Annotated in this window: 16 protein-coding genes; 7 read left to right on the top strand and 9 right to left on the bottom strand. The window is 64.4% G+C overall.

The genetic code is table 11. From position 1 onward, the window contains the following. Positions 1-43 precede the first annotated feature (43 nt). Positions 44-406 (top strand): hypothetical protein, encoded by a 363-nt coding sequence (locus OK015_RS22240; protein WP_268126163.1) that lies wholly within the window; start codon positions 44-46, stop codon positions 404-406. Here the strand turns inward: OK015_RS22240 and OK015_RS22235 are convergent. Genes OK015_RS22235 through OK015_RS22210 form a run of 6 tightly spaced genes read right to left on the bottom strand, consistent with a single transcriptional unit; the run spans position 403 to position 7,469 of the window. Then, entirely contained in the window at positions 403-1,947 is a 1,545-nt protein-coding gene (locus OK015_RS22235; RefSeq protein WP_268126161.1) for a class I adenylate-forming enzyme family protein, read from the bottom strand. The genes OK015_RS22240 and OK015_RS22235 overlap by 4 nt on opposite strands. Continuing rightward, positions 1,940-3,517 (bottom strand): class I adenylate-forming enzyme family protein, encoded by a 1,578-nt coding sequence (locus OK015_RS22230; protein WP_268126159.1) that lies wholly within the window; start codon positions 3,515-3,517, stop codon positions 1,940-1,942. Before OK015_RS22230 ends, OK015_RS22235 begins: the two co-directional genes overlap by 8 nt. Then, entirely contained in the window at positions 3,507-4,988 is a 1,482-nt protein-coding gene (locus OK015_RS22225; RefSeq protein WP_268126158.1) for a class I adenylate-forming enzyme family protein, read from the bottom strand. Before OK015_RS22225 ends, OK015_RS22230 begins: the two co-directional genes overlap by 11 nt. After that, positions 4,988-5,797: an enoyl-CoA hydratase/isomerase family protein gene (locus OK015_RS22220; RefSeq protein ID WP_268126156.1), complete on the bottom strand. Its 810-nt coding sequence runs from the start codon at positions 5,795-5,797 to the stop codon at positions 4,988-4,990. The genes OK015_RS22225 and OK015_RS22220 overlap by 1 nt, the downstream gene beginning before the upstream one ends. After that, positions 5,788-6,600, bottom strand: a complete 813-nt coding sequence (locus tag OK015_RS22215) for an enoyl-CoA hydratase/isomerase family protein (protein ID WP_268126155.1) — start codon at positions 6,598-6,600, stop codon at positions 5,788-5,790. The genes OK015_RS22220 and OK015_RS22215 overlap by 10 nt, the downstream gene beginning before the upstream one ends. A 47-nt stretch (positions 6,601-6,647) precedes the next feature. Further along, positions 6,648-7,469: an enoyl-CoA hydratase/isomerase family protein gene (locus OK015_RS22210; RefSeq protein ID WP_268126154.1), complete on the bottom strand. Its 822-nt coding sequence runs from the start codon at positions 7,467-7,469 to the stop codon at positions 6,648-6,650. Between the two features lie 207 nt (positions 7,470-7,676). Between OK015_RS22210 and OK015_RS22205 the strand changes: the two genes are divergently transcribed. Continuing rightward, positions 7,677-8,354, top strand: a complete 678-nt coding sequence (locus tag OK015_RS22205; RefSeq protein WP_268126153.1) for a hypothetical protein — start codon at positions 7,677-7,679, stop codon at positions 8,352-8,354. Continuing rightward, positions 8,351-9,241, top strand: coding sequence for an enoyl-CoA hydratase/isomerase family protein (locus tag OK015_RS22200; RefSeq protein WP_268126152.1), 891 nt, complete (start codon positions 8,351-8,353; stop codon positions 9,239-9,241). Before OK015_RS22205 ends, OK015_RS22200 begins: the two co-directional genes overlap by 4 nt. 20 nt (positions 9,242-9,261) lie before the next feature. Here the strand turns inward: OK015_RS22200 and OK015_RS22195 are convergent, their stop codons facing one another. Beyond that, positions 9,262-10,068, bottom strand: a complete 807-nt coding sequence (locus OK015_RS22195) for a TetR/AcrR family transcriptional regulator (RefSeq protein ID WP_268126150.1) — start codon at positions 10,066-10,068, stop codon at positions 9,262-9,264. 251 nt (positions 10,069-10,319) lie between these two features. Here OK015_RS22195 and OK015_RS22190 point away from each other — a divergent pair, with 251 nt between their 5' ends. Then, complete coding sequence (locus OK015_RS22190; RefSeq protein WP_268126148.1) at positions 10,320-11,117, top strand: SDR family NAD(P)-dependent oxidoreductase; 798 nt, start codon at positions 10,320-10,322, stop codon at positions 11,115-11,117. Positions 11,118-11,151: 34 nt separating this feature from the next. Further along, positions 11,152-12,159 (top strand): dihydrodipicolinate synthase family protein, encoded by a 1,008-nt coding sequence (locus tag OK015_RS22185; RefSeq protein WP_268126147.1) that lies wholly within the window; start codon positions 11,152-11,154, stop codon positions 12,157-12,159. 88 nt (positions 12,160-12,247) lie between these two features. Here OK015_RS22185 and mbp1 read toward each other — a convergent pair whose 3' ends face one another. Together mbp1 and OK015_RS22175 are read right to left on the bottom strand one after the other, a co-directional pair. After that, positions 12,248-12,466, bottom strand: coding sequence for a microaggregate-binding protein 1 (gene mbp1, locus OK015_RS22180; RefSeq protein WP_268126146.1), 219 nt, complete (start codon positions 12,464-12,466; stop codon positions 12,248-12,250). 97 nt (positions 12,467-12,563) lie between these two features. Next, positions 12,564-12,842: a hypothetical protein gene (locus OK015_RS22175; protein WP_268126145.1), complete on the bottom strand. Its 279-nt coding sequence runs from the start codon at positions 12,840-12,842 to the stop codon at positions 12,564-12,566. A gap of 265 nt (positions 12,843-13,107) precedes the next feature. Between OK015_RS22175 and OK015_RS22170 the strand changes: the two genes are divergently transcribed. Together OK015_RS22170 and OK015_RS22165 are read left to right on the top strand one after the other, a co-directional pair. Next, on the top strand, positions 13,108-13,956 hold the full coding sequence (locus tag OK015_RS22170) for an enoyl-CoA hydratase (RefSeq protein ID WP_268126144.1): 849 nt from the start codon (positions 13,108-13,110) through the stop codon (positions 13,954-13,956). A 20-nt stretch (positions 13,957-13,976) separates the two neighbouring features. After that, positions 13,977-15,179 (top strand): amidohydrolase family protein, encoded by a 1,203-nt coding sequence (locus OK015_RS22165; protein WP_268126143.1) that lies wholly within the window; start codon positions 13,977-13,979, stop codon positions 15,177-15,179. Positions 15,180-15,189 lie beyond the last annotated feature (10 nt).

Genomic DNA, 15,189 nt, shown 5'->3' with positions numbered 1-15,189 from the left:
GGGCATACGCTGCCTTCAGGGTGGGCAACGAATGGAGAACGAGATGCCTCCAACGCCTCGCGCAGTGGCCGTATTCGTTGCGTGCATGACAGCGATCGCGTTCGCGGCCCCGGCGAAGGCCGACCCGCTCGACCCGATCCCCGGAAACGGCGTCTTCGTCGTCGGGCCCGACATCGCACCCGGCCTTTACCGAACGGCCGGTTCGGCGTCGACCTTTGGGGTGTGGATAAACAATGTGCCGACCCAGGACTCGATGTGCGCGTGGTTCACCTACAGCACGCCCGATGCGAACAAGGAGCATGTACTCCAGACGAATATCTCGGTCGGTCCGATGTTCGCGAACATCAACACATCGGTCAAGGCGTTCGAGTCGCAGAACTGTCAACCCTGGACGCGGGTCCCCTAAGCCGGGTCCACGTCGCCCAACATCTCGCGCAGTCGATGGACGTCGACCTTGCCGGTGCCCCCGCGCGGAACGCCATCGTCGGAATCCACGATCAGCCAGACCGTCGGTACTTTGAAGGCACTCAGTAGCGCGCGCGCACGGTCGCGCAGTTGCCCGGCGTCCATCCCTGGGTCTGCGCATACCACCGCGGCGCCCACCCGTTCACCCGCGGCGCCCGGCACATTGGTGACGAAGGCGTGGTCGATGCCGTCGATCGCGCGTAGCGCGCGCTCGACCTCGGCGGGGTAGACCGTCGCGCCGCTGACTTTGAACATGTCGTCGGATCGGCCGTGATAGAACAGGAATCCGTCCTCGTCGAGATGGCCGAGATCGCCGGTCGGGTAGAAGCCGTCGTCGGTGAACAGCTCTTCGCGGCTGCGACCGCAAATGCCGCGCAGGGTGTGTGGTCCGCGGATTTGGATCATTCCGGTGGTTCCCGTCGCAACCGGCTCGCCGCCGTCGACGTCGACGATGCGGACTTCCATGCCCGCGAACGGCTTTCCGCAGCTGCCCCATGCCGTCGCGGGCATGTCGGTGTCGGCGGGGTAGCCGCAGTACGGCCCGAATGCCTCGGTCATGCCGAACAGTGTGGCCCGCGCCCCGGGCGCAGCCCGCTGCTCGGACGGCAGTAGGGCTTCCAGGCTGCCCGGTCGCAGCGCCGAGAGGTCGACGCCGGCCGAGCTGGCGTGCCGCGCCAGTGCCTCGGCCTGGTCGGGCCAGCCGCGAAACAGGGTGACCCGTTCGCGCTCCAGCAGCCGCAAAGTCGTTTCCGGCCGGGGGATTTCTTCGGTCACCAGGGTGGCGCCGGCCAGCAGGACGGACAGTATGCCGCTGCCGAAACCGCCGACCCAAAAGAACGGCATCGGCAGATACAGGCGGGTTCCGGAGCTGATGCAACGCGCAGCGAGCCCCGACTGCACCGCGCCCAATGCGTTGCCGTGGGAGTGCACGACTCCCTTGGGCGTGCCGCTGCTGCCGGAGGTGAACATGATGACCAATGGGTCGGCGGCGGTGACGGTTTCGGTCATGGCGTCGACGATCTGCCGGGCCCGATCACTCGCCGGGGCGCTATCGAGCTCGTCGATCGACCAAACATGATGCAACGCAGGAAGTTCCGGTCGCAACACCTCCTGCAGGTCGTCGAGGTAGCGATGACCCCGGAATTCCTCGACGGCCACCAGGAACTGCACGGCCGCGACGCGCAGCTGCGCGACGAGTTCACCGGCTTTCAGTAGCGTGCTCAGCGGCACCAGCACAGCGCCGATGCGGGTCAGCGCGGTGGCGACCTGCACCCAGCGGGTGCTGTTGGGCATGATCAAACCCACCCGGGTGCCCTTGCTTACGCCGGCTTCGACGAAGACCGCCGCCAAATCGCGTGTGGTCACGTCGAGTTCGCGGTAGTTAACCCGAGACGTCGGATCGATCACCATCGGAGTGTCCCGGTTGTGGTCGGCGCGAAACCGCACCAGTTGGTCGACGGTGTACGCGCTCGGGTCAGGCATCGAACAGTTTCCTCAGTTGCCGCGTGTCGACCTTGCCGCTGGACAACAGCGGGAGATCGGCGCGATGCAGCGTGATGAACCGCTTGGGAATTTTGTACGCGGACAGTTCCGTTTTGAGTCGCTCGCCCAGCGCGGCGTCATCGAACGCCGCCTCGCCGTCTGGCCGGACGACCACCGCCGCGACGAGCTGCCCGCGTCGCGGGTCGGGAATACCGAGGACGTATGCCGGCGCGCCGCCGGTGACCTTGGTGATAGCCTGCTCCACTTCGGCTGCCGAGACGTTGGCGCCGCCCGTTTTGATCAGCGCGCGCAGGCGGCCGACGAAATAGACGAATCCGTCGGCATCGGTGCGCACCAAATCGCCGGTGTGGAACCAGCCGTCGGCATCGAAGCACTCTTCGCGGCTGCGTTTGTAATAGCCCTGCATCACGTAGGGCCCGCGGATGCAGAGTTCGCCGACCTCGCCGGCGCCCACGCGTTGTCCCGTGTCGGGGTTGATCAGCATCGTCTCAAATCCTGGTGCGGGCTTGCCGAATGAACCGCGCCGCGCCTCGGGCTGGTCGGATTCGTCCTCGCCGATCAGCACGACGCTGCCGGCCTCGGTCATCCCGAGCATGTTGTGCCGCAGCTCCGGATCGGCCGGTCTCAGCTCGGGCGCCATGATCGGGTAGAGGTTGCCGCGCCGCATCGACGACAAATCACGCTCGCCGTAGCTCGGGTGGTCGGCCAGGTGAGCGATCCCGGCCGCGAACCCGTTGGTCATGGTTGGCTTTTCGGCTTCCAGCAAGTCGAGTGTTGCGCCGGCTCCGTGAATATCGGAGGTGGCGTTGGAACACACCAAGGTCGATCCGGCCACCAACGTGGCGAGCAGTCCGAACGCGAACCCGCCGATCCAGAAGAACGGCGAATTGCAGAACAGTGTGTCCGCCGGGGTTAAACCGCGGATCTTGTTGAGGTTCCGTTGGTGTCCGAGGAGCGCGGCATGGGTGTGCACGACGCCTTTGGGGGTGCTGGTGGATCCTGACGTGTAGACGATCGTCAGCGGATCGCAGCCGTAGACGTCGTCCTCCAGCGCGTGCAGGAGTGCGGGGTCGACGGTGCCGGCTCGCCGGTACACCGTTTCGTGAGTGAGCGCAACGTGACGCAATTGCGGTGCGGCGGCGCAAAACAACCGGGACTCGAGGTCGGCGTCCGAGAGAACCTCGGACAGTCGCTGCACGTAGTCGTGGGAGCGAAAAGTCGCGGCGGTCAATAGTATTTCGACGTCGCTGTCGACCAGCTGCTCACGCATCTCACGGGCGGTGACGAACGTGGAAAACGGGATTACCACGGCGCCGATGCGCGCGGCCGCCAGCATTGCGACGACGAACTCGGGCCCGTTGGGGTACAGCAGCCCGACATGGTTGCCCTTGCCCGCGCCGAGGGCGATCAGCCCGCGGGCCAGCTCCGCGGACCGGGAGTCGGCGTCGGCGTAGCTGATCCGTTCGGCATCGCAGACGAGCAGGGGGTGGTCGTCGCGCGAGCGGGCTTGCTGCCGCACCAGCGCGGCGACCGTGGAATCACCGGGCATGGTCGCGCTGCGCTGCGGACTCTTCGAAGAAGCGCCGGACCTCGCCCAAATCTGCCTTGCCCGACGGTGTGCGAGGGATCGCGGCGACGATCGCGATCTCGGTGGGAATCTCATAGCGGGCCAACCGTGTTCGCAGGTACTCCACCAACGTGTCGGCATCCGTGCCGGCGGACTCACGCAGTTCCACCATCGCTACCGGCGTCTCGCCCAGACGTGCGTCGGGTCGTCCGACCACCGCCGCACCCGCCACCGCGGGGTGTCCTTCCAGCGCGATGCGTACGTCGTCGGGCATCACTTTGAACCCGCCGCGGATGATCGCTTGATCGGCTCGCCCGACGATCCAGAGAAAACCGTCAGGGTCGATGCGTGCTAAATCCGTGGTCCGCATCCACGGCGCCGATCGCCCCAGTTGCCCCGGTTTGACTTCCAGTAGCCCAACCCGGTCCGCGCCCAGCGGCGCCCCGGCGTCGTCGACCACCCGCAACTGCGCGCCGGGGTTCGCCCGTCCGACGCTGCCGCGTTTGGCCGCCCAATGGCTCCGGTAATCGGCCAGGGTCCAGCCGGCCACTCCGCCACCGAATTCGGTTGCGGCATAAGATGTTAAAACCGGTATGCCGTACGTCTCGGTGAAGGCGTCGGCGTCGTCGGCCGACAGCGGGGCAGTGCCGCAGGTGACGGCGTGGATGCTGTCCAGATCGGCTCGTGACAGGTCGGAGTGCAACACCGTCCGCAGCGCGGCCGGCACCAGCGACACCGCGCGTGGCCGGTGTTGACGCACCGCACGCGCCCACGTGTGGAGCTCGAAGCGTTCCAGCAGCACAAAAGATCTCGCCTCGGCGACACATTGCAGCACCCGAAAGACGCCGCCAATGTGTACCAGCGGTGAATTCATGATCGCGACGCCGCGACGCAGTTCCGGCGGCGGCGGTGCGTGATCCGGGTCCGGACCCATCACGCTGCGTGCCAGCATGTCGTAGCTGAGGTCAATTCGCTTGGGCGGGCCGGTCGTTCCACTGGTCAGCATCCGCACCGCGACTTCGGTTGCGGCAGTCGACCGATCGTCGTGCCGGGCCGATGAGCCGGGCTCGTCCAGATAACCGGAAATCGGCCGGGTCGGCGTGCCGGGTGCGACGAGCGTGGCCAGGTCTTCTGGCTCGCCGACCACAAGCGGCAGCTGCAGTGCGGCGACATCGGACCGGGTGCGCTCGTCGCCGCGCGACGGGTTGATCGTGACCACCGTCCCGCCGGCCAGCAGTATGCCGAGGAACGCCGCGACCTGGCCCGGCCGGTTGCGCAGCAGCATTCCGATCGCAGGGTTGTCGCCGTGGTCGGCCGTCACCGACGCCATACGCCGCGCCGCGCCGCCGATGTTTTCCCACGTCAGCCATCGTCCGTCGTATTCGATCGCGGGCGCGCCCGGCTGCAGATCCAGCACGTGGGCGATGCGTTGACTCAGTGGATGATCGGCCATCAGCGGACCCTTGGTTCGCTCCTGGCGCCTTTGCCGTCGGCGTCCTGCTGCGCGGCCAGTTCGGCGGTCCCCAGTGGGTTGCCCAGCCGGGTGTAGATCAGCCCCTGCTCCAAGGCGGTGCGGTAGGGCTTGTCCAGCGACTCCCAGATCGCTTTGACGGTGCCCTGCGTCGCGGACGGTGGTTTGGCCGCGATCGCCGCGGCAATCTCGTGTGCGCGGCCCCACAGCTGGTCCGTTGCGACCACCTCGGACACCAACCCGATCCGCAACGCGGTGTCAGCACCGACTCGTTCGTCGTTGCCCATCAATGCGATGCGCAATGTCTCGCCCAGGCCGATGCGACGCATCAAGCCGATCGGTTCCAGCGCGCACACCAGGCCGGCCGAGACATGCGAGTCGAAAAACGTTGCGTCGGTTGAGCAGATGACTACGTCGGCCTCGTTGATGAAGTAGAACGCACCCGCGGTGCACATGCCCTGAACCGCGCACACCACCGGCTTCCACAACTTCTGCCACTTGGGGCTGAGTAATTCGCCGGGATCCTCGTGGTTCCAGACGTTTTCCGGTTGCCCATAGGGTGTCTTGATGTCCAGCCCGGCGCTGAAGGCCCGGCTGCCCGCTGCCCGCAACACCACCGCATGCACCGACTCGTCCAGTTTGACGATGCGCCATGCCTGCGCCATCTCCTCACACATCGTGCGATTGAATGCATTCAGCCGGTCGGGACGATTCAGCGTGATGGTGGCGACGTGGTCAGCGCCGTCGATGTCGAGAAGAATGGTTTCGAACTGCGGGGTAGTCAACGGCATTGCCAATTCGGTTTCCGCTTTTCGACAAAGGCCTTAGGGCCTTCGGCGGCATCCTCGGTGCGCAGCACCCGCTCGCGGAAGGTTTCGGCCATGATCTCGGCCTCGTGCAGCGGCACGTTCAGACCCTTGAGGATCGCCAGCCGGGTGCCCCGAACCGCCAGCGGCGCATTGGAGTTGACGATGTCGGCGATCTCGCGCGCCCGGTCGAGCAGGCGGTCGTGCTCGACGACTTCGCTGATCAACCCGAGCTCGTAGGCGCGCCCTGCGCTCATTCGTTCGTGCTTGCCCATCAAGGCCATTCGCAGGGCGATCGAGCGGGGCAGCACCCGGGATACCCGCACCAATTCGCGTCCGGCCACCAGGCCGATGCTGACGTGCGGATCGAAAAAGGTGGCCTGCTCGGATGCGATGACGATGTCGGTTGTGGTGACCCAATCCATGCCGGCGCCACAGCAGATTCCGTTCACCGCGGTCAGCACCGGCTTGGCCGTGGTGCGAAACGCAGGCGTGCCCTCCTGCGGCGCCTCCCATTGGTCGTAGGTCGACAGGTACGGCCGTTCGTAGATCACCTTGCCGTCCTCGGGAATGGCCTTGACGTCGGCGCCGGTGCAGAATGCGCGGCCGGTGCCGGTGACGATCGTCAGCCACACGTTGTCGTCGTTTTCCGCCTCGTCGTAGGCGGCCCGAAGCTCGGTGATCATGTGGGGGCTCAGCGCGTTGAGGGCCTCGGGCCGATTCAAAGTGATGGTGGCGGTATGCCCGTCGACCTCGTAGTCGATGGTGTCGAACGAGTCAGCAGGCATCCGTGTTCCCTTCGTATTGCGCCCCGTGTGACCGAAAGCCTATCCGGTCACCGTCCATTGAATTTCGGTGCGCGTCGCCGGCGAAAGGCCTCCAGACCCTCTTTGAAATCGCTTGTCCGACAAGATAGTTCCATGTTGAACAGTTCCTGTGTCATGGACTGGTTCAGTGACGCGTGCTGGCCGTAGTTCAGGGCCTGTTTGGCCAGACCGATCGCGACGGTTGGTCCGTCGGCGAGTCGCGCCAGCAGCTGCTCGACGGCGTCGTCGAGTTCGGTCGGGCCGGCTGCGTGGTGTATCAGCCCCCAGCCGGCCGCGTCTATCCCACTCACTTTTTCGCTGAGCAGCAGCATGCGCCGGGCCCGCGCCACTCCCACCAATCGGGGGAGTAGCCAGGTAGCACCCGAATCCGGGCTGAACCCCCGTTCGACGAACGGTTCCCAGAACACGGCATCGTCGGCGGCCACGGCGAAATCGGCGGCCAGGGCAAGATTGCAACCCATGCCCACCGCCCAGCCTCGCACGGTGCAGACGACCGGGAGCTGGATGGTGTGCACGAGCTCGATCAAGCGGTGGGCGGCGTGTGGAACCCTGCGCACCAGATCGCCGGTGCGCGGACGCTGTGCGGTGCCGCTGTTGGTTGCGACCCAGTCGGCACCCGAGCAGAAGTCGTCGCCCGCACTGTTCAGGTGAATCGCCCGCAACGAATCGTCGGTGGCGGCGTCGGTCAGCGCGCGGACCAATGTATCGATCATCAAGTGGGTCAACGAATTACGTCGCTGCGGACGGTCGAGTGTGAGTCGCAGAATCGCACCATCCCGGCGCGCTGCCACCGACCCCTCGGCGTCGGCCGCGTCGGCGTCGTGATTCACCGTCGAATCCGGCCTTTCTGGCGATACGGGAACCCATACAGTAGGCAATACGATTGATACGCTGTATAAGTTATCAAGGAAACGCTGCCGACGGAACAACCGGATGAAACCCGACGGAAGAGGGTCGCATGCCTTGCGTCGGCGACGATGCAGAGCAAAAGAGCGATGTGGGGGTACCTCCCGCTTGCGAGGAGAGGAGCGGCGCTAATGGGCGAGGGCACACCGATACGCGCCGATGACACGAAATTCGGCGAGGTGCCCCTTGCTCAGACCGTGGCCGCCGCCGGCGCGATGCGGCGGCTGAGCTCTTTGTTGCTCTCGCTGGAACATCCGCACCCGACGGTCGATGCGATGCTGGCGAAGTTCGGCGAATGGGAGAGTGAGCTGACGATCGCGGCCCCGCGGGACAACGCTCCCCGGATCGGCGAGATCGACGACGATCCGCGCCGGGTCTATCTCAACCACGCCACCGACATCGGCGCCTACAACCCGTCCTTTCCGGAGTATTCCTTCGATCATCTCGACGCCGACAAGGCCGAAGGTCGGGTCTTGTTCCCGCTGACCTACGAAGGACCGCCGGGCCTGGTTCACGGCGGCTTTCTCGCCGTCTTTTTCGACTGCGTCATCCAGCATCACAGTTGCGTCATGGGGTTGTCCGGCAAGACGCGATCGCTGCAGGTGACCTTCCGGCGGCCCACGCCGCTGCTGACCGAGTTGGGCTTCGACATCGTCCGGTCGCAGCTCGAGCGGGGCATCGCGTCGACGGCCCGGCTGGTGCTCGGCAACGAAGTGCTGTGCATCGGCGAGGTCAACACTCTGGCGTCGCGGCCGGACAAGCTGACCGGATCTAGATTCGGGAGGCGGCGAAAGGAGTCCGCTACATGACTGCCTCGAACGACGATCGTGTGCTTTTCGAGGTCGACCCCGGTCGGCGAATCGCGACGATCACTCTGAACAATCCCAAGCAGCGCAACTCCTATGACGCCGCCATGCGTGAGGCCGTCGGCCGCTGCCTGGATCGGGTGGCCGACGACGACGAGCTGACTGTGCTGCTGCTGCGTGGGGCCGACGGAGTCTTTTCCACCGGTGCCGACATGAACAACGCGTACGGCTGGTACGGCGACAAGTCCAAGGCTCCCGATGAGGCGGCGGCCCAACGCCGGCCCAGCCAGCGCAGACGACTTACCGTGGACCGCAAGTCATTTAGCTTCTACCACAATTTCATGGGCTTCCCGAAGGTGACGGTGGGGGAGATATCCGGCTACGCCCTTGGCGGTGGTTTCGAGATGGCGCTGATGACTGACATCTCGGTGATCGCGCGCGACACAAAGATCGGCATGCCCGCGACGCGTTTCCTGGGTCCCGCGCTGGGCAGCCTGCACATGTTTTTCCATCGGCTGGGACCGGTGTTGGCCCGGCGCTTGCTGCTGACCGGTGACGTTATCCAAGCCGGCGAGCTCGAACATCTTGGAATCTTCACCGAGACATGCGATCCCGGCGCCGTGACCGCGCGGGCCCGGTATTGGGCCGAGAAGGCAGCGAAGATGCCTGCCGACGGGGTTGTGATCGCCAAGGAAGCGTTCCGCCTCGTCGAGCAGAGCCAGGCGTACCAGGGTGAGGAAGTCGCGAGTTATCTCTTCCACGCCTACGGCACCAACCTGCAATTCGGGCCGGAGGAATTCAACTTCGTCAAAACCCGTGCCCAGCACGGCACCAAGGAAGCGTTCCGGCTACGTGACGAACACTTTCATGTTCCGGAACCCGAAGTGTAATAAGACGATTCGAGAAGCCTCTACCGGTCCGCAGTCGCCTTGGTCCGCCCGCTTCCAGCGGAGGACTTCGTGGCCTTGCGTGGCCGGGATGTCGTCGACTTGGCGGTTTTTGAGCCCTCGTCGATCAACCGGCTGGCGTGGTCGAGGATGCAGTTGAGTCCGTACTCGAAATTGGTTTCGTCCGGCGCGCCGATCCGGTGACCTATCCGGCTCACCTGGGCGAGCAGCGGAGTTTTTTCGGGGTCGATGGCGACCGCATCCTCGATGGCGCGTGGACCGACGTCGGAGGACTGATTCTTTTCGTACAGCCGCTGCAATACCACCGAACCGCGGACGTGGACCGAAACCGCCGAATACGTGTCGAAGGCATCTTCGGGCGTGAGGCCGGCCTCGACCAGATTCGAGATCGCCTTCTCCATCTCCAAAGCGCCCAATTTGGCAGCCTTTGGACTCAGCGCGGCGCGAATCAAAATCAGGTCGCACAGAATTGGGTTGCCCATAAACGTCTTACGCATCGAGCGCGCGTGGTTCCGCAGGGTTTCTCGCCAGTCGCTGGCTTCGACATAGGGGGTGGCGAACACATACTTGCTCAGGGCGCGGTCGGTCATCGCATTGAGCAGGTCGTCCTTCTTGCGGAAGTACCAGTAAATGCTGGTAACGCCGACGCCGAGGTGTTTGCCGAGCAGCGGCATGCTGAGGTTGTCTATCGAGACTCGCTCCGCGAGTTCGAATGCGCCACTGATGATGTCATCGGGGTTGATGGACCCGCGTTCGCGTCGTTGACGCTTATCAGCGGTTGCCTGCTTTGCCACTACGGGCACCTCCATCAAAATGTATCCTGTGGGTACGGTCTGCAGCCGTGCCACCGATTGAAGCAAATCTACTCCGCAGATGTGCTCTCACCTGCGTATATGTAGGCGTGTCGGCGTTAGGCTGTGACCGTCAACCGGGCCCTCGTACCCTTTTCCCTCTGTTACTGTAATACCTATCGTAGGCTTTTTGGTATAACAGCTGGACGGGCAAAGATGACCGGACGCAAGCCATTGGTCAGACCACCACGTGAGCCGCGGATAGCGCGATGGATTTAGGCCTGGCGAATGCCGCAGCAGTCGTGGTCGGCGGTAGCCGCGGCATGGGTTTGGCGGCGGCCCGTTGTCTGGCCGAAGACGGTGCCCGGGTGGCGCTGGTCGGCCGAACCCGAGTTTTTCTCGATAACGCGGTGGTCGATCTGACCGACCGCGGTAGTCCGGATGTCCTGGGATTCGCCGTCGACATCGGTGACTCCGCAGAGGTTGACCGGGTATTCGCCGACGTTGCCGCCCGATGGGACGGCGAGCTCAACGTGCTGATCAATACGGTCGGGCCGGGAGCGGCGGGCAGCTTCGAAGATCTGACCGACGACCAGTGGCGCCAGTCCGTCGAAGATGGCGTGCTGGGAATGGTGCGCTGTGTGCGTTCAGCGCTTCCGCTGCTGCGCAAGGCGGACTGGGCGCGCATCGTCAATTTTTCGGCGCATTCGACACAGCGGCAAAGCGTCATGCTGCCCGCCTACACCGCGGCGAAGTCGATGCTGACCAGCGTCTCGAAGAACCTGTCCTTGCTGCTTGCCAAAGACGAGATTCTGGTCAACGTGGTGTCACCGGGCAGCATCGCGTCCGAGTCGCTCGTCGGCTGGGCCGACTCGGTCGGTGTCGACGGTAACGACCCCTATCGCCTGATGGAGGCCATCGGCAAGCACTTTGGGCATCCGGCGCACATGCCGCGAGCCGGTCTACCGGAAGAGATCGGGCCCGTCGTCGCGTTCCTGGCGTCGCGGCGCAACTCCTACATGACCGGCGCCAACATCAACGTCGACGGTGGTTCAGACTTCACCTGACCTCAAATCGATTGGCCGACAAAAGGAGTGGACTGTGGCGACAGCTGCTGAGGCGCGCACGTGGGCGCGCGGAGCATTGCGGGGAATCGGCGACTCGCTCTACACACCGTTCTGCGGTACCGACGGCGACGACATCGACTGGGACGCGTACCGGACGTTGGTGCGTTACTGCGTCGGTGACCTCGGCCACCCGATGTTGTGGTGTACCAGCGGAATCGCCGAGTTCTGGTCGCTGACGCTCGATGAGCGTAGACGCTTGCTCGAGGTGGCGATCGAGGAGTCGCGCCGGATCAATCCCGACGTTGTGGTGCAGGCCTGTACGGCAGCCATGTCGGCAAAGGACTGCGTGGATTTGACGCTGCACGCCCAGCAGGCGGGCGCCGATATTGCGTACATCCAAACGCCGATGATGGAGGCTCACGGCGGCGAAGGCGTGCTGCGCTTCTTCAAGTACGTGGCCGCGCGCACGGATATCGCCCTGGGGATGTTCAATTCTCCGTCTTCGGGCTATGTGTTGACCCCGGCCGAAAGCGCCAGGATTTATCACGAGGTGCCCGCGGTGTGCGCCACCAAGGAGGGTGCCTTCCGCCCAGAGGCGAGCCGGCGGCTGCATGAATTGGCGCCCGGGCTGGCGGTGTGGGAATGTGACAGGACGGTGTACCGCGCCGGGTGGTTGCGGGCAGGAATCGTCTGCCCCGCGCAACTCGGGACGGCAGGTTATCTCTTCGAAACTCCGCAGCGGCGGAAGTTCTCCGACTATTGGGACCTGGTACTCAACGACAAGCTGCTCGAGGCAATGGACTTTGGGCGTGAGTCCGGTATGGACCAATTCGATCTGGACATCGGATCGTGGTGGACCTGTTATCCCGGTCGCTCCGATTACTTCACCCATTGGGGAGGCGCATTCAAGTACGCCGCTTCGGTATTGGGTCTGCCGATCGGTTCCTATCCGCATTCGCGGCCTCCGCAAGCCGAGTTACCGTCGGAGGCTAAGACTCAAATCGAGACTGCTTATCGCCGGCTCGGACTCATCGATTCATAGCTATCGCCCAAAGTCCTTGTGCCGCAGTCCCATACAAAGGCCCGGCCCCCAACGGGGTGACCGGGCCTTTGCGAACGCGAGACGTTGGCTAGTTTTGCTCGGCGCGCTCGCGTGCCTCGTGGATTTTCGCTTCGGCACGAGCCTTGTCGGCTTCAAGCTCTTTCTTCGTCGCATTGCGCAGCGCGTCGGCCTTGTCTTGCTGCGCCTGACCTTCGCTGATCCAGTCATTGCGCCCCGCGACAGTGCCAACCACTTCCTTGGCCTTGCCCACAACGTCGTCGACGACGCCCCTGATGATGTCAACCATTGGCGTTTCCCTCCTCTTACCTAGTGGGTGCCCTCAGTACCCGTTCCCAGTCACTCGACGGGGAAACCACGAGCGGAACGTGGCGCTCGCCACAGCTTCAGTGCGCGTGCCCGTTGCCGGCCGCGTTTGCCGAGGTAGTGGCTACCGGTGCGGTCGTATCGGTAGCCACATCTGTTGCCGGCGGTGTTGCGATCTCCACGCGGGGAGGGTCGCCGTGGGTTCGACGCCGTCGAACCCACAACACCAGGCCGATGGCAATGCCCAGCGGCCCCAACGCGAGCAGAAACTGGAAGCCCGCCAGCGTCGCCTCAACCTTCATTACCGCTGACCGCGCTTGCTTCACGCGATGCATGATCGCTTTTGCTGTCGACTTCACTACGGATCCCCTTAGCCGCCGGATATTCACACCCGCTTTCGGTAACCCGGGAGTCGTGATCCCAAACACCGGGTGCGAATTCATTGCTGGGAATTCGCGTGTCGTTTCCGACGCGGACGGCGGCTCAGTACTGGTGGAATTCGCTGTTTGACGCGGTTTGCGGGCCCGCGGGGACAGTTGTGGAATGCAGTACCGATAGGTATACAGTATGGGTACAAAGCACAGGCGAATCCCGTCGTCAACGCATGAGGAGGTGCCGCGGAAGATGCCCGGCAGCGACGGTGCTTCCGACGCCGACGATGCGGTGCGCTACGAGGCCACGGACAGCGGTGTCGCAATCCTGACGTTCAACCGGCCGGACCGGCTCAACGCCTGGGGTCCCGACATCGCGGCCGGGTTCTATGCCGGCATCGACCGCGCCGAGCAGGATCCCGCGATCCGGGTGGTCGTGCTGACCGGTCGGGGCCGAGGATTCTGCGCCGGCGCCTATTTGGGCGCGCCGAGCGGGGCCGCCAAGGTCGGCGAATCGATGGAGAAGGCGGGGCAGACGAACCTGGCCGACCTGGTCGGCGAACGTCCGCCTCATTTTGTGACCACGCTGCGCAAGCCCGTCATCGCGGCCATCAACGGCTCGTGCGTCGGCATCGGTCTTACCCAGGCGCTGATGTGCGATGTCCGGTTCGCCGCCGCCGGTGCGAAGTTCGGCGCGGTGTTCGCTCGTCGCGGTCTGATCGCCGAATTCGGCATCTCCTGGATTTTGCCGCGGTTGACCGGCATGGCCGTCGCTCTCGATCTATTGCTGAGCGGTCGCACGTTTCTCGCCGAGGAAGCCGCCGAGCTCGGCCTGGTCAAAGAGGTCGTTGCCGCCGACGACTTGATGAAGCGTGTTCTGGAATATGCCGAGGACATGGCCGCCAAATGTTCGCCCGCATCGATGGCGGTGATCAAGCGTCAGGTCTATGGCGACGCCACCCGCGACGTCGTGGACGCCACGTCGCTTGCCGACGCCCTGCTTCAGGAGTCTCTGCCGCGGCCGGATGTCATCGAAGGGATCACCAGCTTCCTCGAGAAGAGGCCCCCGCAGTTTCCGTCACTGCGGCCAACCGACGCTTAGCACCTTCGAAAGGGATGATCATGAATAGCCTGAGCTACAAGGCGATTGACGTCGACAACCACTATTACGAACCATTGGACGCGTTTACCCGCCACCTGGACAAGGCGTTCAAGAGCCGTGGCGTACAGATGGTCACCCAGGGCAAGCGCACGCTGGCGGTGATCGGGGGCCGGGTCAACCATTTCGTTCCCAACCCGACCTTCGACCCGATCATCGTGCCGGGCTGCCTGGATCTGTTGTTCCGCGGTGAGATTCCCGAAGGCGTCGACCCGGCGTCGCTGATGAAGGTGGAACGGCTGACCGAACACCCGGAGTACCAGAACCGTGATGCACGCATCGCGGTAATGGACACCCAGGACATCGAAACAGTATTCATGCTGCCGACTTTCGGGTGTGGGGTCGAGGAGGCGCTCAAGCATGACATCGAGGCGACGATGGCATCGGTGCACGCCTTCAACCTCTGGCTCGACGAGGACTGGGGTTTCGACCGGCCCGACCACCGCATCATTTCCGCGCCGATCATCTCGCTGGCCGACCCGGCCGGGGCGCTCGAGGAGGTCGACTTCGTGTTGGCCCGGGGCGCCAAGCTGGTGCTGGTGCGTCCGGCGCCGGTGCCCGGCCTGGTCAAGCCGCGGTCGCTGGGTCATCCCAGCCACGACCCGGTCTGGGCCCGGCTGGCCGAAGCGGGAGTTCCGGTCGGATTCCACCTCAGCGACAGCGGCTACCTGCACATCGCGGCGGCGTGGGGCGGCAAGGCGACGTTCGAAGGATTCGGCGCCAAGGATCCGTTGGACAACGTGTTGCTCGACGACCGCGCCATTCACGACACGATGGCCTCGATGATCGTGCACGGCGTGTTCACCCGCCACCCGAAACTCAAGGCGGTCAGCATCGAAAACGGTTCGTACTTCGTCCACCGGCTGGTCAAGCGCCTGAAGAAGGCCGCCAACACCCAGCCCCGGGATTTCCCCGTGGACCCGGTGGAGCAGTTGCGCGACAACGTGTGGATCGCGCCCTACTACGAGGACGACCTGCCGGAGTTGGCCGAGGTGATCGGGGTGGACAAGATCTTGTTCGGCTCCGACTGGCCGCACGGCGAAGGGCTCGAGTCGCCGGTGTCGTTCACCGAGGAACTTACCGCCTTCAGCGCATCGGACATCCGAAAGATCATGCGCGACAATGCGTTGGATTTATTGGGCATCAAAGCTACCGTAGCGGCCTAGGCGGCCCGGC

Origin of the sequence: Mycobacterium sp. Aquia_216 (genome assembly GCF_026723865.1) — a bacterium.
Classification (GTDB): domain Bacteria; phylum Actinomycetota; class Actinomycetes; order Mycobacteriales; family Mycobacteriaceae; genus Mycobacterium.
Note: the sequence above shows the minus strand (reverse complement) of the source record. Positions and strands in the feature narration are given on the sequence as shown.